Raw genomic sequence first — 24249 nt, 5'->3', positions numbered from 1 at the left:
TTATGTCCCGGGGATTCGAATATGGAATAGTCAGTAAATTACTAGATCATGAAAGTTGAACAATGGCTAGCAGACATGCGGGAAACACTGGCTGAGTATAGAAATGAACATAATGCTAATGCAATAAGTAAATACTTCAGAAATCAGTTTGCCTCATTTGGTCTTAAAATGGCGAACGTCAGCAATTTGACAAAATTATTCCTTGCTGAAGCAAAACATTTTCTGTCGAAGAACTCAGCAATGCAGTCAGGCTTATGTGGAACAACCGGAACGCGAATTTCAGCATGCCGGAATGGAATTAATCGACAAATACCGTAAGAAAATTGGTGACCAATTAAAAGGGAATTAGAATTTATAATTGCTCATAAATCCTGGTGGGACACCGTTGACTATATCGCCTCGACTACCGTGGGATGGGCTTATAAAGAAGGCTTTATTAGCTTACAAGACATAGAATCCTGGAATAAATCACCGGATATGTGGCTCAATTGAACGAGCATTATTTTTCAATTGAAATATCACAAAGAAACTGACTGGGACCTGCTTCAAAAGAATATATTACACCACGCATTTCACAAGGATTTCTTTATAAAAAAGGCTATTGGATGGGCGCTGAGACAGTATGGGAAGACTAATGAAAAGGAGGTGACCCAATTTGTCGAAACGCATGAACTGTCGACGTTGAGTGTGAGAGAAGCGATGAGGATAATTAATAAATGAAGCTTCGGAGGATAGTAATTTCTATGAAACACTTAATAATACTCATTCTAAAGTAAAAAATTAATTAATCTGTAATGCTTTGCTTTCAAAATCAAAAGATAACTTGATGGTTAAAAGGGAAGTCAGATTACGCTGATATCTATGACTAATTATGATATAAAATGCCTTATGAACAAATCCCTCTTTGAAAAGCAAAGGTTTAGATATGAGTTATTCAGCTTAGATTTTAGACTCCTTTATTGGTGTACGTACAAAAAAAATTATTAGCCACGAATTGCGCGAATGATGCTTTGCATCTAACACGAATTTAGCTACTCATCATATTTTGATTATTGATCTATAAGTGTGGAAAGCTCAGAGTTAGCCACAACTCAGGATCTTGCATAAATGCTGGCTCGTTTATTATTTAAAGACTAAGCTTTTTATTTGTCGCTGCAGGGTTCTGCTGTTCCAATTTGCAACGATGGATTCTTTCAGATAATAGTTCCGTTTAGCCTCGGTATCCAATCTGCAAAGTAGGCGGTAGTGTGTCCAGCTCAATTCTTGACGCAATGCGTCAAGAATTGGAAACGAAATGTAAAATTTTCTCATATTGGTAAGGTTCGTGTAGTCAAAACCTTTACCAAATTGAACTGTAAGCCCGGCTGCTAATGTCTTAAGTGTAGCCTCGCCATAAATAGCTTTTGCTTTACCTTGCTGCTCGTCTTCAACTATCAATTTCCCTATTTGCCAATAAGTCTGCAAAAGCGCAGTATTGGCCATTCTGTAAACCTGCTTTCGAGATTCAAGTATGACCTCTTTGATAAAGATTAACAAAAGTGATTTTTCTATATTCATTTGGTTTTCTATTTATTTAGCACATAATTGTTTGTAATTACATTGTATAAAGATTCAGATTCTTTTTGATTTCTTAACTTTTTTCCTGCTTCAGAAGAAAGAGGGTTGTCGATAGGGATATTTTCTAGTATTCCAAAGTTAAGATTTAAGTTGGATTATGACTACAAAACATCCTCAATGATTTCAGTTATAATTAGAAAATTTATATGGCATTATCTATTTCTTTCACCTTCAGAAACTTTCGATTCATTACTTTTGCTCACATTATTTTTAAAACCTATATTTATCAATGTCTTATAACATTCTCCTTTTAGGTGGCGGTGGCCGTGAACATGCCATGGCGGCACACATCGTTAAAAGTCCAAAATGCGATCAACTATTCATCGCTCCCGGTAATGCAGGAACTTCAGAACTTGGCACCAATCTTGATTTTGCAGCAACAGATTTTGCCTCAGTCAGAGATGCCATCATAGAGCAAAATATCAGAATGGTCATCGTAGGTCCGGAAGATCCACTCGTACAAGGTCTTGTAGATCAATTACACAATGATCCGCTGACAAAAGAGGTTATGGTATTCGGACCGCAAGCAGCTGGCGCCCAATTGGAAGGAAGCAAGGCATTTGCAAAAGCATTCATGGATCGCGCAGGCATACCTACAGCCACTTACAGAGAATTTTCAAAAGATGATGAAGCCGCAACAATAGAATATCTTGCATCCCTACCCTGCCCCATCGTCATTAAGGCCGACGGACTCGCTGCAGGCAAGGGAGTAATTATCGCCCAAACCAATGACGAGGCTATAGAAGCAACCAAAGAGATATATGCCGGACAATTTGGCGATTCAGGAAACAAAGTAGTCATAGAGGCTTTTTTGGATGGCATTGAATTTTCAGTATTTGTGATCACCAATGGCTTTGAATATCAGATATTACCGGTAGCGAAAGATTACAAAAAGATCTTCGAAGGCGATAAAGGACCAAATACCGGCGGAATGGGAGCCATCAGTCCCTCCACCATTTGTGGACGAAGTCATGATGGAAAAGGTAACTAGTCGGGTCATTGAACCTACCTTGGCACAACTTAAAAAGATGGAATCCCATATGTTGGATTTATATTTCTGGGTATGATCGAAGTCAATGGCGAACCATTTGTCATCGAATATAATACCCGCATGGGAGATCCGGAAACAGAGGTAGTTTTTCCGCGTATTCAGTCTGACATGGTGCAGGTATTTGAAGATCTGATCCTCCACAATCCACTCGAACCTTTGATCATCGATTCTAATTTTGCTGCAGGCATTTATATCGTTGCAAATGGTTATCCTGGAGATTATTCCAAAGGAAGTGAGATCAGTTTGGAAGATTTTCCCAATGATGCTTATCATTTTATGGGTGGTACAAAGACCAATGATGCAGGGCAAGTTGTTTCTAATGGGGGCGTGTGATTTGTAGGAGCTATGGATCCATGTACTTTCTGAAGCCCGACAAGGATGCAAGATTCGTCGTCATGGAGGCTGGAGAGATATTGGGGATGTGGATATGTAGAGTATTAGAGTGAAAGTATTAGAGTATAGGAGGGATGTATTAGAGAATAACGGGATTGTAGGGGGCCGTCCCGGTAGAATATAAGTAGGATAGTATTAGAGTGGAGTGTTAAAAGTATTACTGACTTGTCCATAACTAGGAGTATTAGAGTGGCAGGATAAGGCTTGAGGATAAGGCCCTTTTCCTCCAGGTAGAATCTAAGAGGATAGTTTATCAAAGGTATTAGGTAAAAGTGTTAGAAAACTAAATTTTGAGCAGTATTTAAATCATGCAAACCGACAATTGATAAATAAAACCGCACGTGAAATCAATCAAATTCTGAAAGGAAGCCTTTCGGGTGATTTGGACATTAATCCAATGATAGAACGTGTTGCGTATGATACCAGGCAAATACATCTGGCGCATGAAGTCATGTTTGTCGCACTCGCAGGCGAAAGAAGAGACGGACACAATTACATCAAAAAAGCTTATGACGCAGGTGTGAGAGCCTTTCTAGTTCAAAGAAATATTGATACTTCCATTTTTGGCGGATCCATTTTTATAATTGTTGAGGATACTTTGGCCAGCCTTCAGATCCTTGCTGCCGCTCACAGACAAAGGTTCGACATTCCAATTATTGGTATAACAGGCAGTAATGGCAAGACCATCGTCAAAGAATGGCTTTATCAGATTCTTTCAACTGAAAAAAATTGCCAAAAGCCCAAAGAGTTTTAATAGTCAGCTTGGAGTGCCAATCTCTGTATTCACGATCAATGAAGGCAGTAATATGGCCATCATCGAAGCTGGAATATCCAGAAAAAATGAGATGAAAAATCTTGAAGAGATTGTAAGACCAAGCATAGGGATTCTTACATACGTAGGCGCAGCACATAGTGAAGGCTTTGAAAGTAAAGAAGAAAAATTATTGGAAAAACTAGTTTTTTTCAAAGATGCCTCAACCGTCATCTTTCAAAATACAGAACTAAATCTAAGATGTTTCAATAGTTTGTATCCTCAAAAGAACCGTTTCATTTGGTCAATCAATGGCGAAGGAGACGTGGTTTATAATATTGAAAAGATAAAAGGGCACAAGTCAACTATTACGATCAACTACAATGGAGAGAAGTCAAACATAAAAATCCCTTTTATTGATGATGTTTATTTGCACAATGCCTTTACGTGCATTTCCTATTTGATCTGGAGTGACACCAAATGGAACAAATTGAAACAATGGTTAGCAAATTGATGCCCATCTCAATGAGACTTGAACTTAAAAGAGGGATGTTCAACTCTGTGCTCATCAATGATACCTACAATTCGGATATCAATTCCATTGCCATTGCATTTTCGGCTGCTAAAAAAGAAGCTGCTGGAAGGAAAATGGTGCTAATTGTTTCTGAATTCGCAGCTTCAACCAATCATACAATAACGGACTACGACACACTTATCCAGCTTATAAATGACATAGACCCAGCGGTATTTATTGGTGTGGGAGAAGAAATTCGACAGTTAAACGGCAAGTTAAAGGCCAGCATAAGTACTCAATTTTTCCATAGTACTTCCAGTTTATTGCAAGGTTTGGACATCACCATTATTCGAGATAGTGTAGTCCCTATTGAAGGGTGCCAGAAAACATTCTTTCGAACTAATCGTGGACAAACTCGAGCAAAGAGCCCATGAATCTTCCCTAGAAATTAACCTTTCAGCTCTTAAACACAACCTGGAATTGTACCAGTCGAAGATTCATTCAGGTACGGGCATTATGGTCATGATCAAAGCCAGAGCCTATGGTTCAGGGTCGATCGAAGTAGCTAGGATACTTCAGCAACAAGGTGTTGAATACCTGTCAGTAGCTTATATTGATGAAGGCATCGATCTAAGAAAAGCAGGAATCACCCTACCCATCATGGTCATGAACAGTGGTATGGACTTCATCGAACGCATGGTGGAATATGATCTGGAGCCAGAAATCTATGCCCCGAAGCAGCTCGACAATTTGTTAACCTATCTTAGCAGAAACGATGAGAAGATCCGAGCCCATTTAAAACTGGATACAGGTATGCATCGGCTAGGATTTACGATGGATGAAGTGGAGATGTTAATTGAAAAATTAAAAGACAATACTTCTATTCAGATCGTGTCTATATTCTCACATTTGGCAGGAAGTGGTGAAGCTTTGTTTGACGATTACACAAATTATCAGGCAGCATATTTTGAAAAAATGGCCAAAACGATCAGCACCGGATTGCGTATCAATCCAATGAAGCATATACTTAATTCGAGTGGTATAGCCAGATTTCCTCAATTTCAATATGAAATGGTACGCCTCGGCATAGGTCTATATGGGTTTGATCCAAGCGGATTTGTTTTAGATCTCAAGACTGTAATGACACTAAAGGCTCGAATTTCTAGAATAAAAACCATTACGGAAGGAAATACAGTAGGTTATGACAGAAGGTGGAAGGCACTGCGAACTTCGAATATTGCCACCATATCGATAGGCTATGCAGATGGACTGAGAAGGCAGGCAGGAAATGGCAAGTGGCAGGTATTAATCCACGGCTCCAGGGTAGATATAGTAGGAAGTATATGTATGGATATGACCATGGTTGATGTAACAGATATACCTGGAGTTCAGGAAGGTGACGAAGTGACAATATTTGGTGAAGTCAATCGTGCAGACAAACTGGCTGAAGTGTATCAAACTATTCCATATGAAGTTTTCACAGGTATTAGTAGTAGAGTGAAGAGGACTTATATTATGGAGTGATTTAAATAAATTCGAAATCGAAGTCAGTGGTCAGGTCTTAAAGAAATCAATTATGCTTCGAATTGTTACCAGTAATAAAATAGAAACTTGAGCGGAGCATCCCGACCGACTAACACAAATGAAGGTGAGCTAAAGCATACTAGATTTCCTTTGGGCTGAAAAGAATAAAGTTTAAATTTTATCCTGGTTTATTAAATTAGAATACACCTTCGAATGTTTTTAATAGCAATTTATTGAACAATCAAATATCAAAATAGTATAAAACTTGATGTATTGAATATTTATATATACCTGTTAATCAAGTTTTAATTGAAATCCAGAACCATAGTTTTGGAATTGCCTGAAGCAATAAAACTGTTCAAACCCTTTTGATATAAAGCATTTGATTGTTAGTAATTTTCAAATAAAAAAGTTGGTTCTTCTCTATATTTCCATATATTTACCCACTAATTAAATAAAACGCAGAACTATGTCAAATTTTTTATCTCGCAAAAACCACTCCATCTTCTTCTGGCAGATGCCGAAGAAAGTGAAAAAAGCCTTAAAAGAACATTGACTTCATGGTCTTTGATTGCCCTCGGAATAGGAGCCATCATTGGTGCGGGATTATTCGTAAGGACTGCTGCCGCTGCCGCGCAAAATGCAGGGCCATCTGTTACCCTGGGATTTTTATTAGCTGCATTTGGCTGTGCTTTGGCAGGTTTATGTTATGCCGAATTATCTTCTTCAATTCCAATCTCCGGAAGTGCCTATACATATACTTATGCCACAATGGGAGAGATCCTTGCTTGGGTCATTGGATGGGATTTAGTTCTAGAATATGCAGTAGGTGCCGCCACAGTTGGAATAGCCTGGAGTGAATATCTTAATAATTTTCTGACCCAGGTCATGGGGTGGAGTGCTATACCTTATGAATGGTGCCATTCTCCCTTTCAAACCCTGTCAGATCCAAAGACACAAGAAGTTATAGCTTCCGGAATAATTAATCTTCCAGCATTATTCATAGTATCTATGTTGAGTTTGCTTCTGATAAGAGGAACGCAGGAATCAGCGGTGGTCAACAACCTAATTGTCATCGTAAAAGTTGCTATCGTAGTACTTATCATTGCTTTTGGGTGGGGATATATCAATCCGGCTAACCATGTTCCTTATATTCCTGAACCAACTACCTATATTGATCACCAAGGGGTATCCTACCATTTTGGAGGCCTCATGGGTATCTTGGGAGCTGCGGGAACGGTATTTTTTGCTTTTATTGGTTTTGATGCAGTTAGTACTGCAGCTCAAGAAACTAAAAATCCAAAGCGGGATATGCCTATCGGAATTCTAGGATCATTAGTGATCTGTACTGTTCTTTATGTTTTGTTTTCCCACGTTTTGACTGGTTTAGCTGATGTAGAATTCTTCAGAGATCCAACCAGAGGGGGTGAAGCTTCTGTAGTAGCAGCTATAACTGAAGGAATGCCGGCATCGTATAGTTGGTTAAGTAAATCTGTAACTGTGGCAATTCTAGCTGGTTTTTCATCAGTAATTCTGGTGATGCTTTTAGGTCAAAGTCGCGTATTTTATTCTATGAGCAAAGATGGTTTATTGCCAAGCGTATTTTCAGATCTACATCCAAAATACAAAACACCATATAAAGGCAATTTAGTTATCTTGATCCTGGTGGGACTATTCGCTGCCTTTGTTCCCGGTGATATTGTAGGTCATATGACAAGTATTGGTACATTGTTTGCTTTCATGCTGGTTTGCCTTGCAGTAATTATATTAAGAAAAAAAGAACCAAATCTTAAGAGACAATTTAAGACACCACTTGTACCTTTCATTCCTATTCTGGGTATTCTTGCCTGTGGCCTGATGATATTTGGTCTTGGCTGGCAGAACTGGGCTCGTTTGGGCGGATGGTTAGCAATCGGAATGGTGATATATTATGCTTATGGCAGAAGGCACAGTAAGCTAAAAGACACTGAATAATTAACATTTAAAGGATTATTCAATGATAAAATCCCGAGATTAACATTTTGTTAGTCTCGGTATTTTTTTTTCAGAATTCTTAGCATTTCATAATACAATGTTATAAAGACTTTTCTTAAAACTAATACTGAATGAAAGTTCCTAAAAGCCCATCCCATGGTTTCGAGATGACCAAAGCGTAGTAAATTATGCTTTGTTAAAATAACCATTCAAAATCATCATATATTTGACACTATTTTCAGTATCGTGCAGCGAAATTGAAACGCAGTGTATATAACTATTATCGAACAATTTTAAATCTAGATATCATGGTAGCCTTCTTACTTTTATTGTGCTCTTCATTATTTACCTTAAATACGTCTGTAGAATGCGAAATAGGGAATGTGACATACGAGACGAGCCTTTGCAATGAAGATGGCAATTACAATATTTTCTTCAACTTTCAACATGCCAATACGAGCGACTCATTCAAAATAATTTTAGAAAATGCTGTGTTGGGCAAATTTGCATACACTGATCTTCCTGTTTCGCTAAATGGGATACCCGGTACAGGGCAAACACAGGTATTTCATTTTCAAGATTTAGGCCAGCCAAATTGTACAGCTGCCAAAGAAGTTCATGGCCCCGACTGCAGTAGTAACAATGAATGTGATATTTCTAATATAACTTATACACTTACCGACTGCAATGGTGAAGGTAACTATTGGATTCATTTTAATTTTGAACATCAGAATACCAGTGATTCTTTCAAAGTTTATTCAGCCAACACATATTATGGCACATATGCTTATTCAAACTTACCAATAACCATCTACGGCATAGCCGGAAACGGCCAAGGACATGGGTTCTTATTCAAAGACAAACAAAACCTAAGCTGCGCTGCTGATATATTTGTACCAGGGGTAACTTGTCCAGGAATGGAAGAATGTGATCTTTCAAATCTTTCAATCCTTAAGTTGGAATGTAATCTAGATAATCAATTCAATGTCAAGATCAATTTTGATCATATCAATACCGGCACCACATTTAAGATTCAGGGCAACGGAAACAATTACGGAACTTTCAATTATGCAGATCTACCTGTGATAATAGGCCCTTTTAATGGTTTAGTCACTTCTAATTATGAATTCGTAGTCAAAGACATTGAAACTCCGGATTGCAATATTAGCGGTGTTATTTCAGCCCCTTATTGCCAGTCGGGAGAATGTGATATATCCAATATAACTTATAATCTAACCGATTGTAATGGAGAAGGGAATTATTGGATACATTTCAATTTTGACCACCAGAATACAAATGATTCTTTCTATTTATATAGTGCTAATACTCTTGTTGGCACATATGCATATAGCAATCTGCCCATCACGGTCTATGGAATAGCCGGTAATGGCGTTGGACATGGATTCCTTTTCAAGGACAAAGCTAATACCGGCTGCGCTGAAGATGTTTTCGTGCCTGGACAAGATTGTAACGGCAATGGGGAATGTGATCTTTCAGAATTGGTCATAACTAAGCTTGAGTGTAATGCCAATAATCAATTCAATGTCAAGATCAATTTTGATCATGTAAATACAAGTGGACTTTTTACAGTCCAAGGAAATGGTAATCAATATGGTACTTTTAGTTATGCCAACTTACCCATCATTCTTGGACCTTTCAATGGCAATTCAAGTGGTGATTATGAATTTGTAGTTAAAGATGCAGAAAATCCAAATTGCAATATTGATGGCTTTATCACTGGTCCATATTGTGAAAACAACAATGAATGTCACCTCTATGATGTCGCTTATAATCTCAGCGATTGTGATAATAATGGTAAATTTTCAATTTACTTAAGCCTCTCCTATCAAAATACAAGCGATTCATTTAAATTATATATTGAAAATGAATATCATGGCACCTTTGCATATACAGACATGCCAGTTCAAATAAATGGGCTAAATGGTAATGGGCAGGTACTGCATTATTGGTTCAAAGATGCTGCAAATCCGGATTGTAAAGTACTTAAAGAAATCACTTCACCAAATTGTAATGGGCAAAATGAATGCAACTTAAGTAACTTGAATATTCTAAAATTAGAGTGTAACAATGATGGCCAATTCAATGTAAAAATCAACTTTGACCATGAAAACACAAGTCTGCATTTCACTGTGCAGGGCAATGGCCAAAGTTATGGTACTTTTAGTTATGCGGATCTGCCTATCATTATTGGTCCTTTCAATGGAAATATCAATACAAGTTATGAGTTTGTAATTAAAGACTTAGACCAGCCTGATTGCAAAATTTCAGGATTTATCACCGGCCCTTATTGTAACAATGAAGAGTGTCAAATCACAAGTGTTGCATATGAAACCAGTAATTGTGACGATGCTGGCAATTTCAAAGTCTATTTTAATTTACAATATCAGAATGCAAGCGATTCATTCAATGTATATCAAGCTAATAATGAATTGGGAACATTTGCATATGCTGATTTGCCAATTTCATTTGGTCCTTTCCCATGGAATGGAGAAACATTGGTATTTTTCTTCAAGGATTTTGAAAATCCTAATTGTGCCAAAGCAAAAGAAGTTCATACTCCGGATTGTAGTAATTCAGAGGAGTGTGATCTTTCTGAACTATCTATCCTCAAACTGGAATGTAACAACGACGGGCAGTTTAATGTAAAGATAAATTTTGCGCATGAAAATACCGGAACTCATTTTACTGTAAAAGGCAATGGTCAAAACTATGGCACTTTTAGCTACAATGACCTTCCTGTGATAGTAGGCCCTCTGAATGGCAACGTAAATATGGTTTACGAATTTATAGTCAGGGATACAGAAAATGAAGCTTGTTTTATAGAAGACACAATCCATGGACCATATTGCGATCAAGAAAATTGTCATGTTTTTGATATATCATACAATCTTGGCAATTGCAATCCGGAAGGATATTATAAAATATACTTGAATTTTCAGCATGAAAATACCAGCAATCAATTCAAATTATATGTGGACAATGTATTCAAAGGAATATATACCTATGCATCATTGCCTATAGAAGTTGGTCCGTTTCTTGGAAATGGCGAAGCACATACTTATCTGATCAAAGATGCAGAGAATGGTGATTGTAAAACAACTAGAACGATCAATGGCCCACAATGTATTGAGCAAAATGAATGTGAGATCGGTGAAGTCGATGCGACTGTCTCTAATTGTGATGAAGAAGGAAATTTCTATGTAGAATTAAATTTTGATTATACCGGCGTCTCCGACTCTTTCAAAGTACAGGGTAATGGTGTAAACTACGGCTATTTTGCATATACCGACGTTCCTGTAGTTCTGGGCCCATTCGATGGAGCTTCTGAGAATTCATATGAATTTGGTGTGAAAGATCAGCAAAACCCTGATTGCAAGGCTGGCACATCCATCACCCCTCCATATTGTGAGAATGGATTTGCAGACCCGATCATGCAGATTAGCTTATCTAATATACAATGCATAGATGAAGAAAGTTATTATGCTGATGTGGACATCAACCATGAAGTGACCGGAAATGTTTCTGTTAATCTTTGGGAAGAAAATAAACTACTCGGTCAATTCATGACCAACTCTTTTCCACGCCAAATCACATTAAAAAATGATGTACAACCGAGAGTTAAGATCAATGAAACAGATGCCCCCGGCAACTTTGCAATAAAAGTTTATTCGCACCCGGATTGCCTACTCGCTACGGATAAATATGACGAACAAAATCTATTGTTATTCCCAAATCCTACATCTAATGAAATGACCATAAACTGGAATCAAGTTTCATACGTATATAACGTATTCGATGTGAATCATAGATTGGTGATGAAAGGCAAAGGAAATAATCAAACTCTTGTTCAGACCGAAAATCTACAACCAGGGGTTTATTTAATTCAGATAAGCAATGGAAAACAGGTAATCGTAAGGAAAGTAATTAAGATATAACAACACAGTTTATATAGTCAGTCGGCTAATAGAGATCTTTATTGATTTGTTATTAGCCGATTTTTTTTGTCAAAAAAATCGACTTAATCCAAAAACAGATCCTTCATTGGATCCACACCCTCTACTGCATCGTATTTATTTAGATCCGAGAACCCTTCTGATAGCAGCAGTTCTTCATCAATGACGAAGTTACCTGAGAATTGTTTGCAATCTTTTTTCAATATAATTTGAGCTGCATCCGCAATAATATCTGCTTTCCTTGCCATTTTTACAAGATGCTCTCCCCCCGGCAGATTTTCAATGGCAGCAGTCGCAATAAGCGTTTTTGGCCATAGTGCATTTGCTGCAATACCATACTCTTTAAATTCTTCGGCCCAGCCCATAGTCAGCATACTCATATTATATTTGGATATGGTGTAAGCCACGTGCATACCAAACCACTTTGGATCCATATTTAAAGGAGGAGATAAAGTCAGAATATGTGGATTATTTCCGTTTTTCAAATATGGCAGACAGGCTTGAGTGACCAAAAAAGTCCCTCTTACATTTATGTCAAACATGAGATCAAATCTTTTACTTGGCGTCATTTCTGTATTAGTCAAGGAGATGGCTGAAGCGTTATTGATCAATATATCGATGCCATCCATCATCTCTGCTACCCGATCTATGACGACTTTGATATTATCCTCTTCCCGTACATCGAGTTGCATCGGATAGGCATGACCTCCGAGCTCAATTATTTCTTCAGCCACAGTCATTAAAGTACCTTCCAGTTTAGGATGTGGATCAACAGTTTTCGCAAGAATAGCTACATGGGCTCCTTGTTTTGCAAATTTAAGAGCCAATGCTCTTCCTATTCCGCGCGATCCTCCTGTGATCACTATTTTCTTGTGCTCCATTATATTTGTTTGGAATAAAAGTAAGAAAGTTTTTTGGACTTTAGATTGAGGTGGAAGAAAGAAAGTTATCTGCTAGCGCTTTAGGTGTTGGCGCTTTGGCTCGTTTACTTACATAGGTCATTCTGAGTTTTGATTAGTAGTCTACCATTTGGAAAGATAATTTCTCTATTGTAAGCAAAAATGAAAAACATAAAACCACCAAATATTATTTTTTATGGGATGGAGCCAACAGCCATTAGTTAATAGCCATCAGCCTAAGCATTTAGGCTGGAAATTAAATCATAAAGTACCACCATTTTCAATTTTCAATTTTCAATTCATAATTATCTCCTGCTCTCTAACCTAGGTATCACACCCTTGCTCCATTCCACAAAGGTCCCATCTAGTATCTTCTCTCTCGCAGTATCCACCAATTCAAGGAAGAAGGAAAGATTATGTAGCGTGGCGATCTGCGCACCAAGAAGTTCACCGACGTGTACAAGGTGTCTTAGATATGCTTTGGTATGATTTCTGGAAGTATGGCTTCTGGAAGAATCGTCGATCGGACTATAATCCTGCTTCCACCTTTCGTTTTTGATATTTATGATGCCGTCCCATGTGTAAAGCAATCCATGGCGGGCGTTCCGCGAAGGAAGTACGCAGTCAAACATGTCTATTCCGAGTCCAATACAGGTTACAAGATTAGCCGGAGTGCCCACTCCCATCAGATATCGGGCTGAGGATTCAGGAAGCACATTGGTCACTTCATCTGTGATACGGTACATTTCTTCAGCAGGTTCGCCAACAGAGAGACCGCCAATGGCATTGATAGGCCTGCCTTTTTCTGCAATGTATTCGGCAGATTGCTTTCTTAGGTCGCTGAAAGTGCTCCCTTGGACGATCGGCGCCAATGTGACATCATAACCATGGGGAAAAGATTCAACCTGATCAAAATAAGCAAGACATCTATCGAGCCACTTATGTGTGAGCTTCATCGAGTTTAAAGCGTATTTATATTCACATGGATAAGGTGTGCATTCATCGAATGCCATGATGATATCGGCTCCTAATTGCAATTGAATCTGAGTAGCTGATTCCGGTGTGAAAAGGTGTTTACTTCCATCTATATGCGATTGAAAAGTAACGCCTTCTGGCTTTATTTTTCGTCTGTGAGCAAGCGAAAATACTTGATATCCACCACTATCCGTAAGTATAGGTCTTTCCCAATTGATAAATTTATGCAAGCCACCTGCTTCAGAGACAACATCTACACCTGGTCTTAGGTATAAATGATAAGTGTTTCCAAGAATGATCCTTGCACGGATGTCCTCATTCAGTTCCTTCTGATGGATTCCTTTCACTGTTCCCAGAGTGCCAACCGGCATGAATACAGGTGTATCTATCACACCATGTGCAGTATGAACTTTTCCCACACGTGCCCTCGAACCTGCATCCGTATGAAGCAATTCAAATTTATTTTTATCGACCATCGTTTTGATTATTCTTTCTGGCGAACGCTGTCCAGTTTTATGACCACACCTAGTAAAACAGTAAATCCGATTAATGACGATCCTCCATAGCTCACTAATGGCAATGGAATGCCAATAATTGGGACTAATCCCATAGTCATTCCTATATTAATGAGGAAGTGGAAAAACAGAATCCCTGATACGCCCCAGATATAATTTCTTGAAAAATTGAGTTTTTGCCGCTCTGCAACCAATGTAAGCCTTATTAGTAAAAATAAATAAAGACCAATTACTGTAAAGGTCCCAATGAATCCATGTTCTTCTCCTACAGTACAGAAAATAAAGTCAGTAGCCTGTTCGGGAACGTAATTCAGTTTTGTTAGGGTACCATTTAAGAAGCCTTTTCCAGCCAAACCACCTGAGCCAATCGCCATCTTAGATTGTAGCACATTGTAGAGAGAACCTCTAGGATCACAGCGATCAGGGTGCAACCATACATTTATCCTTTCCTGTTGATGCGGTTCCAAAATATTAAAGGCATAATTGGAAAAGAATGATGTCAAAGACCCGATTATCATCAGTGGTAGAATGAAGAACAGCAATTGAAATTTTTTCAATCGCCAAAGCATAATGGCAAGAATCAAAACAAGGATGGACATGGCGATCAATATTTCCTTTGCATTGCCGGAATTAACTGCAATGTATCCACCCACACAAAGTAAGCCAACTGCCATGAGGTAGTAGTTCCTATTAGGAAGTTGGTAAACAAAAACTGCTAAAGTGGCAGTAAGAATAAATAAAAATGTGATGTCGAAGCCAAATAAAAGTGATAAAATAAAAAGTGCCGCAAAAGACAAGACCACAACATATAAATTAGCATTTAAACCTTCTCTATACATTAATATAAAAAAAGAGAGAAATACCAAGGCGGATCCTGCATCAGGTTGTAGCATGATCAGCATAGGTGGAATAAATACCAAGCCTATTGCGACTAGCGCGGATCTCTTTTCAACCAATTTCATCTTGTAATCGCTAAGTAAATTGGCAAGTGCCAAACAGGTCCCCAGCTTTGCGATCTCAGCAGGTTGAAAAGTAAAAAAGGATCCAATGCTAAACCATGCTTTCTGCCCATTAATTTCTTTTCCTGCGAATAATACAAGAATCAAGAGGGCTAATCCTATAAAATAAAATCCATAAGAAAACGTTCGCCAAATATTGCTGTCAAACGCTAAAACAAAGAATAAAGCAAAGAATGAAATACCGATAAAAATCATTTGCCTGCCGGCATTGTAATCAATACTGAAAAAATTTTGAGAAGGATTGTTATCATAACTTACAGCGTAAATCATGACCCACCCTACTGAAACAAGGGCAAGGTAAAGAGACAGGAGGATCCAATCAATTTTACCAGATTCAGAAACTTGCTTTTTTTTATTCATTTAAACTGCCTGTAATTAAATTACAGCTATTGGATAGTTATTTGAGTACAAATTGTTTTTTCACACTTTCGACCAAATAAATGGCACCGGAATATCTGGCTTGGATAGCCTGCATGTCAGGAAAGCTCTCCAACTTGGTACGATAAGCCCCGGCCTTCATATAGTAATAAGGACCTTTCTGATTCCAATCTGTTTTAATTTTAAAGTCATTTTTAAAATTACTCAATTCTGTTTCCATTTCTCTTCGGTCTGATGTCACACCAAATTGGATTCTATATACTTGGATTGTTGAAGTATTGGCCTGATTCCTGTTGAAATCGCCAATTTGTTGCTCAACCTCTTTGTCCATAGTAATCCTTACTACTTGAGCTTGAACACCGAAGAATTGAATACAAAGAAGAAATGCAAAGGTATACTTCATAATGATTAATTAATTAAAATAGATTTAGCTGCTGAAGTTCCTAATCTATTAGCTCCTGCTTCTATGAGAGCGTTTGCTTGTTCCAATGTTCTTATGCCGCCACTAGCCTTTATATTCATATGATCTGGCAACAAAGACCTAAGCAACCTAACATCGTCAGGACTAACAGGATTTCCAACTGTTCCGGTTCCGGTTTTGACAAAATCAACTTCTTTGCTTACTGCAATTTCACAGACGTGTTTGATCTCTTCTGATGTCAAAAGATTCATCTCTATGATCCATTTCACCTTTAAATTACGCATATGTCCAAGCCTGACCATGCTATCAGCATCATTCATAGTATATGCCCAATCACCACTTTTGATGGCGGCAATATTGGCAACTACATCTATCTCGTCCACCATTTCTTCAACAGCTTTTTTAATTGCCTCAGCTTTAACTTGAGTTGAGTCATAACCATACGGAAAACCAATTACTGTGCACACCTTTACTTGATAATCTTCGAGGATTCTGGCAACCTGTTGAACAAAATATGGTGGGACGCATACTGAATAAACATCATATTCAATTGCTTCTGCGCATAGCTGTTCTATCCTCAACCTTGTGGTGTCTGGTTTTAAATAAGTTAAATCAATCAGTTTATTCAATCTCTCCACTATTCTATTTTTAAGGGTGAGCAAAGATAACAAAATGAGGTATATAAGCTAATTTGAATTCTTAGAAGTGGCTGCATAAGTTGAAGTCTTTGTACTAAATTTATTATTTGTGTAGGCAGCAATTCAGTCTGCTAATTACGATCCTACATTTTTTAACACCTCGTTTCCACAACAGAGCTATTAGCCATTAGCAATCATCTACTAACTCCAGACTACCCCCAATATTAATACTCAAGTTTCGGTAGTCAAATTTTCTTTTTGAAGAAATAATTTAAATTTTAATAAAATGGTAGAAGGTAGATTTTAGATGGCTTTCCATCAATCAGATGGATATTTTTTTCTATTCAACCTATTAAAGAAAAATATATGAATCAATTGACTAAACTCCCCGCCGTCACTTTGGCTAGTCGGGCAAGCATCTAACATCTAATCCCGCAGCTGCGGGACCATCTACCTTTGTTTCTTAACTGCCGAAACTTAAGTTAAATATTTACTACATCTGGAGTTTAACCCCCATTTGTCCTTTAGTGAGGATAAGAATCGTTATACCATCTTCATTCAGGACCACATCTGTAGGCTTGAATGAAGCGACAGTTCCTTTCATTATCACACCAGGGTATGGGCTTTGATTTAGAGTAGACAAAAGCGAGGTATTTGCTAGCTTAATCATATCGCCAACAGGAATTCCGTAGTCCTTTTCAATCATTGTCTCAATTTTCCCATTAAAGAGCCATGAGGCAGATTTTTGGAAAAGATTCTTTGTCTTCAGTTGGAACACGACATCTTTTAAGGCCAATCTTTGAGCTAAGCTATCATAATATGGGTGACCTTCTATTATGACTGTACCTTTGACATCTCCGCTTAGCTTTGTAGAAAGAATCATCATATCTGCTTCATGCATCACTATGATCTCATCAACTACAACACTTTTTTTACCATTTAAAAAATCGATCTTTTGGAATTGAAAACTCTTATTAGCAAGTTCACTTGCATATGAATACGAGATATCCGCCACTGTTTCTACTGAGAACGTAGATGGTACATCTTTTACCAATGTAAGATTCGGAACTTGGGAAGATGCGGTATTTAACGAAGTTACCGGTTTTTTGCCAACACTTGTTTCAGAAATAACATTTAAACCGATGGTGCTGACGATGTTATTTTTCTGAGCTTTAAGGGGAGTCATCTGAACACCAGAAGGACGGATAGTCAGCCATGACTCATATTCTTCAGAAAGTTGAAAAGGCGTATTGAGTAAATTCCAAACCTGCAAGGCGTAAGGTTTCATATCTAAAGCAGTGACGACTTGTTCATCTATTTTTTTAGCAAACATAGGATGTTGTTTATCAAGCACATTTGCCACAATGGGTGTGATCGGCACATCAACATATTTATATTTCAGCACAGGTTTAGTGACCCATGTATATCCATCCGGAGTTGTTACGGTCTTAATGACCCAATCCGGTCTGATAGAGAAAACAGTTTTAAAATTAAGTATCAATTCAAATTCTGTCGCTTGGTATGATACATAGCCTAGTGCTCCGATTCCTTTTTCTGCCCAAACTTTTAGCGGGACGCTTATCTTCAGCTGATTAGTGGTGTTCGGCTTAATGGTGATATTGCCTTTTTTCCAAACTTTGATTTTAAATTCATCTTGGTCATTATCGGCGTATGAATTGTCTTCATAAATTAAACCAGTGACAGATTGGTTCAGCATTCTTTCAATATCTACATAATCAATGTCTATGGGCACTGCAATAGTTGATTTGATCTTTTGAGTTTCCGCATTTACTGCTGTATTCTGGCCTTCGGAAATTGTTAAAGAAATAATCAGGAAGCCAACTGAGCAGAAAAAAGATTTAAACATTTATTGTTTTTGAATTGAACGTGAAACAGTATAATAAAATTCAAAGGTAATTGTTAAAACTTTATCTTGTTTGTTGCAATTATTACTTCACTTCAAAAAAATAACTTCTTTTTTTATCATTCAGCAAGGTAGGATAACCAATTATACTGTCTCTCCACTCGACATTATTGTTATTATTACCATTTAACATTTCATACATGTCTAATGAATTGCTGCATTGACTATAGTCTTTAATCTTACCATTAAACTGATCGTAAAAAATCTTGAAGTATCCTGTTGATTTTGGAATAATTGAAAATTCGATTACATAATTAGTATCAATGACTTCATAAGTAAAAATATAAGTTGGTATAGAATCACTACTTACCTCTGCATCGCCTATCACCGGTATAATGTCAAAATCCAAAGAGGCTGGTATAGCTATGGTAGAATCCCTTGCTTCTCTATTCATGCCAAGCACACAAGTTAAAACAAATCTTGTGGCAATTGGCTTATCACCAAAGACGTGAGAAAAAGGGACTTTGCTTTGGAATTTCATGGTATCCCCAATGGCATAAATTCTTTGTTCGGGGAGGATAAAAAATTCAGATTTAAATCTATATAATTCAATTTCGATGCATTCTTTACAGGAGGAAAGGGCAAGCAAAGATAAAAGTAAAAGGCTATTAAAAAATTTAGTCATAATTGAATTATAAAGCTATAAGTATAAAATGGAACTTTAGTGCACAATAATAACGTAACAAAAAGACAAATTAGTTGGAATCAACGCAGATTATCAAATAAAATACGAATTGATTGTGTGATATTTGGATATGCCAAATGACATGGGAAAGTTGCAAATTAGTAGTGTAAAGTGGTTGCTAAATAAGGTTCATCGTAATATTGCAATATTACAATAGTGATAAAATAATCACAGAACTCATCATCAATAGATTAAGCGGCATCTACACCAAAAAATTATTAGAAAATTTTTCGAATATCACGGGAGACTATGGTTCATCGTAATATTGCAATATTACATTAGTGATAAAATAATCACGCAATCCAATACCAACAGATTAAGCGACAACCAGCGTAAAATATATTTGAAAATTCACTGGATGTTACATGAGACTAAGGTTCATCGTAATATTGCAATATTACATTAGTGATAAAATAATCACGCTACCCAATACCTACAGATTAAGCGACAACCAGCGTAAAATATATTGGCAAATTCACTGGATGTTACATGAGACTAAGGTTCATCGTAATATTGCAATATTACATTAGAGATAAAATAATCACGCTACCCAATACCGACACATTAAGTGACAACCAGCATATAATATATTTGAAAATTCACTGGATGTTACATGAGACTATGGTTCATCGTAATATTGCAATATTACATTAGAGATAAAATAATCACGCTACCCAATACCGACAGATTAAGTGACAACCAGCATAAAATATATTTGAAAATTGACTAGATGTTACATGAGACTATAGTTCATCGTAATATTGCAATATTACATTAGAGATAAAATAATCACACAACTCTTCATCAACAGATTAAGCGGCATCTACACTAAAAAATCATTAGAAAATTTTTCGAATATCACGGGAGACTATGGTTCATCGTAATATTGCAATATTACATTAGAGATAAAATAATCACGCTACCCAATACCGACAGATTAAGTGACAACCAGCATAAAATATATTTGAAAATTGACTAGATGTTACATGAGACTATGGTTCATCGTAATATTGCAATATTACAATAGTGATAAAATAATCACGCTACCCAATACCGACAGATTAAGTGACAACCAGCGTAAAATATATTTGAAAATTCACTGGATGTTACATGAGACTAAGGTTCATCGTAATATTGCAATATTACATTAGTGATAAAATAATCACACAATCATCATCAACAGATTAAGCGGCATCTACACCAAAAAATTATTAGAAAATTTTTAGAATATCACGGGAGACTATGGTTCATCGTAATATTGCAATATTACATTTGATCTCCATATACCCGCATTTTTCAACAAATTCCGACTTTTCTTTATTTCCCTTGGTTAAAACCAAGGGCTATAGGCGAAGATTGAAATTTATCTAAAATCGTATATAGACCTAGTCTCTAGTTACTGACCACTGAAAACTGAACACTGACAACTTACCCTAAAACAAGCCCGATATATTCCCATCATCATCTATATCAATAAACTCGGCACTCGGCACCTCAGGCAGTCCAGGCATACGCATCATATCACCAGTGATAGGAACTAAGAATCCGGCACCTGCAGCTATCTCAATTTCTCTAACTTTTAGGATAAATCCACTTGGAGCACCACGCATTTCAGCATCATCTGACAAGGATTTCTGAGTTTTAGCGATACAAACAGGAAGGCCTGTTAGTTTAAGTTTTTTTATAAGTCTAAGATCTGACTTGGCTTTCATGGCATATTCTACTTTGGAAGCGCCATAAACATTGGTTGCTATAGCTTCAATCTTTGATTCAATACTACTTTCAAGTGGATACAAAGGTTTGTATTCCTGACCTTGATTGTTATCTATGATATCACCGATGACTTCAGCAAGATGTGTCGCTCCTGCACCGCCTTTAGCCCAGATATCAATTGCTTCTGCCTTGAAACCCATAGCATGACATTTGTCTTTGACGATCTGTATTTCCCCATCTGTATCCGTAACAAATTTATTGATGGCAACTACTGCAGGGATTCCAAATAATTTCGAATTGTTGAGATGCTTTTCAAGATTCACAAATCCTGCAGCAACTGCCGCCAGATTTTCCTCCTTCAATGTGTCCAAATCCGCACCACCATGATATTTCAAAGCACGGATTGTCGCCACGATGACTATACATTTTGGAACGATTCCCCCCACTCTGCACTTTATATCAAGAAACTTTTCACCTCCAAGATCGAAACCAAATCCTGCCTCCGTAACTACATAATCTGAAAGTGAAAGACCCATTTTAGTTGCAACAATCGTGTTGGTTCCCTGTGCGATGTTGGCGAATGGACCTCCGTGGATAATGGCGGGCGTATGCTCAATCGTCTGAACAAGATTTGGCAAAAATGCATCTTTTAACAAGGCGGCCATTGCTCCATGGCATTTCAGATCTCGAGCGAAAACCGGTTTGTTGTCGAATGTATTTCCAACATATATACTACCAAGTTTTTCTTTTAATTCTGCTCTGTTATTAGACAAACAAAGAATGGCCATGACCTCAGAAGCAGCGGTAATGTTGAATCCTGCTTCTCTTGGTATTCCATTACCCTTGCCACCCAGCCCACTTACGATACTCCTCAGCGAACGGTCGTTCATGTCCATGACGCGTTTCCATACAATGGTTCGCGGATCTAATCCAATGGTGTTTTTCTTATTTTGGATGCTGTTGTCTATGACTGTTGCCAGTAAATTATTTGCTTTTTCAATAGCTGCGAAATCCCCGGTAAAGTGCATATTGATGTCCTCCATAGGCAGCACCTGCGAATATCCTCCTCCTGCGGCACCTCCTTTAATACCAAATACAGGGCCAAGCGATGGTTCGCGCAGTACCACGGTGGTCTTCCTTCCGATCTTATTCATCGCCTGTGAAATACCGATGGAACAAGTGGTTTTACCTTCTCCGGCCGGAGTAGGTGACATGGCTGAAACCAGGATTAGATTACTTTTCTGTACTTTTTCTTCATTTATATAATTGAGTGGGATTTTCGCTTTGAATTTCCCATAGTATATAAGGTCTTCATCGTCAATATTTAATTGAGAAGCAATATTTCTGATGTGTGTTAGTGTGGCTTTCTGAGCAATGGACAAATCATTTTCCATGATATCTTTTTTGTTTTGCCATAAAGATAATTATTAATACGAGAAAAAAAAACAACCCCCCCCCCCCGGGGCCGCCCCCCCACCCCCCCCCCCCCCCGGTATTACCCCCCCCCCTTTTTTTTAATTCATATTTGCGTTTCGTATAAAATAAAATATTGTAGGACTTGTAAATAAACTTTCGGAAAGCAGGAAAATATGGTTAAAACATGAAAATGTAAAACAAACATAAAGTGAATGATGACTCTAAGAATAACATGCCACTATTAATTTTCAATAAAAAAGCCGAATCAATATACATCGACCCGGCTTTGCTTTTTTTCTACAGTAGTATTATTTCTTCACAAATTTGCCTACACCAATGAGTTTACCATCCACCTTCATTTGATATATGTACAATCCATTCGTTAATTGCTCAGCTGAAATACTTGCCATTGTGCCATTGATATGTGCTTTGCTTTCGATGATCAACTTTCCGGAGAAGTCATAAATATCAATAGTTGGATCGCCGGGAGGAAAGGATCGTTCAGCATGAATCACCAACTTATTATCTATGGGATTTTGCCACAGTCGTATTCCGAAAGTTTCGTTGATTATACTTGTAGATAATTCACCGAGGTATTCCTGAATGGTTTCCATGCCTTCAATTGAGCACCCTTCATTTATTTTAATTATAGTAGAATTAACATCTAAATATTGGAATTCCCTCTTACCGTAAACTACAGCAACAAAGTAATCTCCTTTACTATCTCTTATTAAGTCTTTAATTATAATATCCTTGTCTCTTGCCACGTATGTTTGCTGACAAATTATTTTCAAATTTTTATCGTAATTAAAAACAACAATTCTACTTGAGCTGGTATCAAAAGATTCATTGTTACCATAAGACAAAATACTGGTATATGTATTATTATTTTCCTTAACAATTGCTTTATTTACACCTGCAAATAAAAAATTTATTATTGGGTCTCCAACAATATATGACGGAACTTCTGTTGTATCTTTATATTGAAATTCTAAATTTTTATCTAAATTTCCTAATATAATCTTTTTTTCAATCTCGAAATTGGGTTTTTCGTAGTAAGCTTCTACTATCGTCAGAAAGGTTGAATGTTCTAATCGTTCAAAATCCACAATGTCCCATGGGAGTATTTGATTTTGTCCATACCCAGTGTAATCATATATTTTAAGTATTTTCAAATCATAATTTCTTAACTCTAAATTACCATTTTGATTAATGTAAAAAGTAGAGTCAGTCTGTGGAAAAACTTTTATATTAGTCGATGAATTATATCCTACCTTCATCCATTTATTGTCAATTTCTAGAGAAGTTAAAAATCCCAAATCATTGTACCTAACTAAAAACAATTGTGTCGAATCAAATTTATGACCCATCGTTCCAATTATTGTGTTTTGAGAATTATTGGACATGAAAAAAAATTGGTTTGATCCTACATCGCAAAGCCCAGTTGGATCGGGCTCGCACCAAAGATTTGACATTAAAATGGCTGTATCTTCAACTAAATTCAACTCATTGTCGAATAACCTTGAGACATATCTAATTTCTTTTTGTCCATTATATTTAAAGTCTATATAATTTAAAAGATAATTATCACCAATTTCATTTATATAAGGTGTGCCATGGATAGGAGTTTCTACTTTCTTTAAAATTGTTCCATCCTTTCCAATAACTTTGAATCCAGATTTCAATGAAGAATTATATGCAGGCCCCTCAAAAATAAGTAGCAAGTCATCCTTGTAATTTTTGATTGAAAATATTGCGGAATTGTCTTGGTTATAAAAAAACCATGGCTCATCCTGCGAAAAACAAGAAATTGATAAGATTGCTTGGAAAGTAAAGAGTAGTATAAGTTTCATAGTTTGGAATTTGAA

General features: G+C 37.1%; 18 protein-coding genes and 1 pseudogene. 9 read left to right on the top strand and 10 right to left on the bottom strand.

The annotated features are described in order from the left end of the window. Nucleotides 1–48 precede the first annotated feature (48 nt). Nucleotides 49–720 (top strand): annotated as a pseudogene (locus tag IPI15_RS16400) (DNA alkylation repair protein). Nucleotides 721–1122: 402 nt separating this feature from the next. On the opposite strand, the gene IPI15_RS16395 reads toward IPI15_RS16400, so the two are convergent. After that, the gene (locus tag IPI15_RS16395) at nt 1123–1557 is read right to left on the bottom strand and encodes a DUF1016 N-terminal domain-containing protein (RefSeq protein WP_287421267.1); all 435 of its coding nucleotides are present in this window, start codon (nt 1555–1557) and stop codon (nt 1123–1125) included. A gap of 289 nt (nt 1558–1846) precedes the next feature. Here IPI15_RS16395 and IPI15_RS16390 point away from each other — a divergent pair, with 289 nt between their 5' ends. The 8 genes from IPI15_RS16390 to IPI15_RS16360 all read left to right on the top strand — a co-directional run bounded on the left by IPI15_RS16390 (nt 1847) and on the right by IPI15_RS16360 (nt 11780). After that, nucleotides 1847–2608: a phosphoribosylamine--glycine ligase gene (locus tag IPI15_RS16390; protein WP_353845317.1), complete on the top strand. Its 762-nt coding sequence runs from the start codon at nt 1847–1849 to the stop codon at nt 2606–2608. 72 nt (nt 2609–2680) lie between these two features. Continuing rightward, entirely contained in the window at nt 2681–3001 is a 321-nt protein-coding gene (locus IPI15_RS19950; protein ID WP_353845316.1) for a hypothetical protein, read from the top strand. Between the two features lie 382 nt (nt 3002–3383). After that, on the top strand, nt 3384–3815 hold the full coding sequence (locus IPI15_RS16385; RefSeq protein WP_287421265.1) for a UDP-N-acetylmuramoyl-tripeptide--D-alanyl-D-alanine ligase: 432 nt from the start codon (nt 3384–3386) through the stop codon (nt 3813–3815). Continuing rightward, nucleotides 3736–4326 carry a Mur ligase family protein gene (locus tag IPI15_RS16380; protein WP_287421263.1) on the top strand — a complete coding sequence of 197 codons (591 nt, stop codon included), beginning with the start codon at nt 3736–3738 and terminating at the stop codon, nt 4324–4326. Before IPI15_RS16385 ends, IPI15_RS16380 begins: the two co-directional genes overlap by 80 nt. Next, entirely contained in the window at nt 4311–4760 is a 450-nt protein-coding gene (locus IPI15_RS16375; RefSeq protein WP_287421261.1) for a hypothetical protein, read from the top strand. Before IPI15_RS16380 ends, IPI15_RS16375 begins: the two co-directional genes overlap by 16 nt. Continuing rightward, complete coding sequence (gene alr, locus IPI15_RS16370; RefSeq protein WP_287421259.1) at nt 4732–5850, top strand: alanine racemase; 1119 nt, start codon at nt 4732–4734, stop codon at nt 5848–5850. The genes IPI15_RS16375 and alr overlap by 29 nt, the downstream gene beginning before the upstream one ends. A gap of 483 nt (nt 5851–6333) precedes the next feature. After that, entirely contained in the window at nt 6334–7824 is a 1491-nt protein-coding gene (locus IPI15_RS16365) for an amino acid permease (RefSeq protein WP_353845322.1), read from the top strand. A gap of 308 nt (nt 7825–8132) precedes the next feature. Beyond that, complete coding sequence (locus tag IPI15_RS16360; RefSeq protein WP_287421255.1) at nt 8133–11780, top strand: T9SS type A sorting domain-containing protein; 3648 nt, start codon at nt 8133–8135, stop codon at nt 11778–11780. 83 nt (nt 11781–11863) lie between these two features. Here IPI15_RS16360 and IPI15_RS16355 read toward each other — a convergent pair whose 3' ends face one another. The 9 genes from IPI15_RS16355 to IPI15_RS16315 all read right to left on the bottom strand — a co-directional run bounded on the left by IPI15_RS16355 (nt 11864) and on the right by IPI15_RS16315 (nt 24234). Further along, nucleotides 11864–12679, bottom strand: coding sequence for an SDR family oxidoreductase (locus IPI15_RS16355; RefSeq protein WP_287421254.1), 816 nt, complete (start codon nt 12677–12679; stop codon nt 11864–11866). A 323-nt stretch (nt 12680–13002) separates the two neighbouring features. Next, nucleotides 13003–14148 (bottom strand): tRNA guanosine(34) transglycosylase Tgt, encoded by a 1146-nt coding sequence (gene tgt, locus IPI15_RS16350; protein ID WP_287421252.1) that lies wholly within the window; start codon nt 14146–14148, stop codon nt 13003–13005. Between the two features lie 8 nt (nt 14149–14156). Further along, on the bottom strand, nt 14157–15566 hold the full coding sequence (gene rodA / locus IPI15_RS16345; protein WP_287405603.1) for a rod shape-determining protein RodA: 1410 nt from the start codon (nt 15564–15566) through the stop codon (nt 14157–14159). 37 nt (nt 15567–15603) lie between these two features. Then, a complete protein-coding gene (locus IPI15_RS16340; protein ID WP_287405602.1) occupies nt 15604–15987 on the bottom strand; it encodes a hypothetical protein in 384 nt (127 codons plus the stop codon). A gap of 5 nt (nt 15988–15992) precedes the next feature. Continuing rightward, nucleotides 15993–16643, bottom strand: coding sequence for a deoxyribose-phosphate aldolase (gene deoC, locus IPI15_RS16335; RefSeq protein WP_287405601.1), 651 nt, complete (start codon nt 16641–16643; stop codon nt 15993–15995). A gap of 493 nt (nt 16644–17136) precedes the next feature. Next, nucleotides 17137–18510, bottom strand: coding sequence for a DUF4403 family protein (locus tag IPI15_RS16330; RefSeq protein ID WP_287405600.1), 1374 nt, complete (start codon nt 18508–18510; stop codon nt 17137–17139). Between the two features lie 82 nt (nt 18511–18592). Next, complete coding sequence (locus IPI15_RS16325) at nt 18593–19192, bottom strand: hypothetical protein (protein WP_287421250.1); 600 nt, start codon at nt 19190–19192, stop codon at nt 18593–18595. Nucleotides 19193–20685: 1493 nt separating this feature from the next. Then, nucleotides 20686–22359 (bottom strand): formate--tetrahydrofolate ligase, encoded by a 1674-nt coding sequence (locus IPI15_RS16320; RefSeq protein WP_287405598.1) that lies wholly within the window; start codon nt 22357–22359, stop codon nt 20686–20688. Nucleotides 22360–22689: 330 nt separating this feature from the next. Then, a complete protein-coding gene (locus IPI15_RS16315; RefSeq protein ID WP_287421248.1) occupies nt 22690–24234 on the bottom strand; it encodes a T9SS type A sorting domain-containing protein in 1545 nt (514 codons plus the stop codon). Nucleotides 24235–24249 lie beyond the last annotated feature (15 nt).

This window comes from Candidatus Brachybacter algidus (assembly GCF_016707225.1).
GTDB lineage: Bacteria > Bacteroidota > Bacteroidia > Chitinophagales > Saprospiraceae > Parvibacillus > Parvibacillus algidus.
Note: the sequence above shows the minus strand (reverse complement) of the source record. Positions and strands in the feature narration are given on the sequence as shown.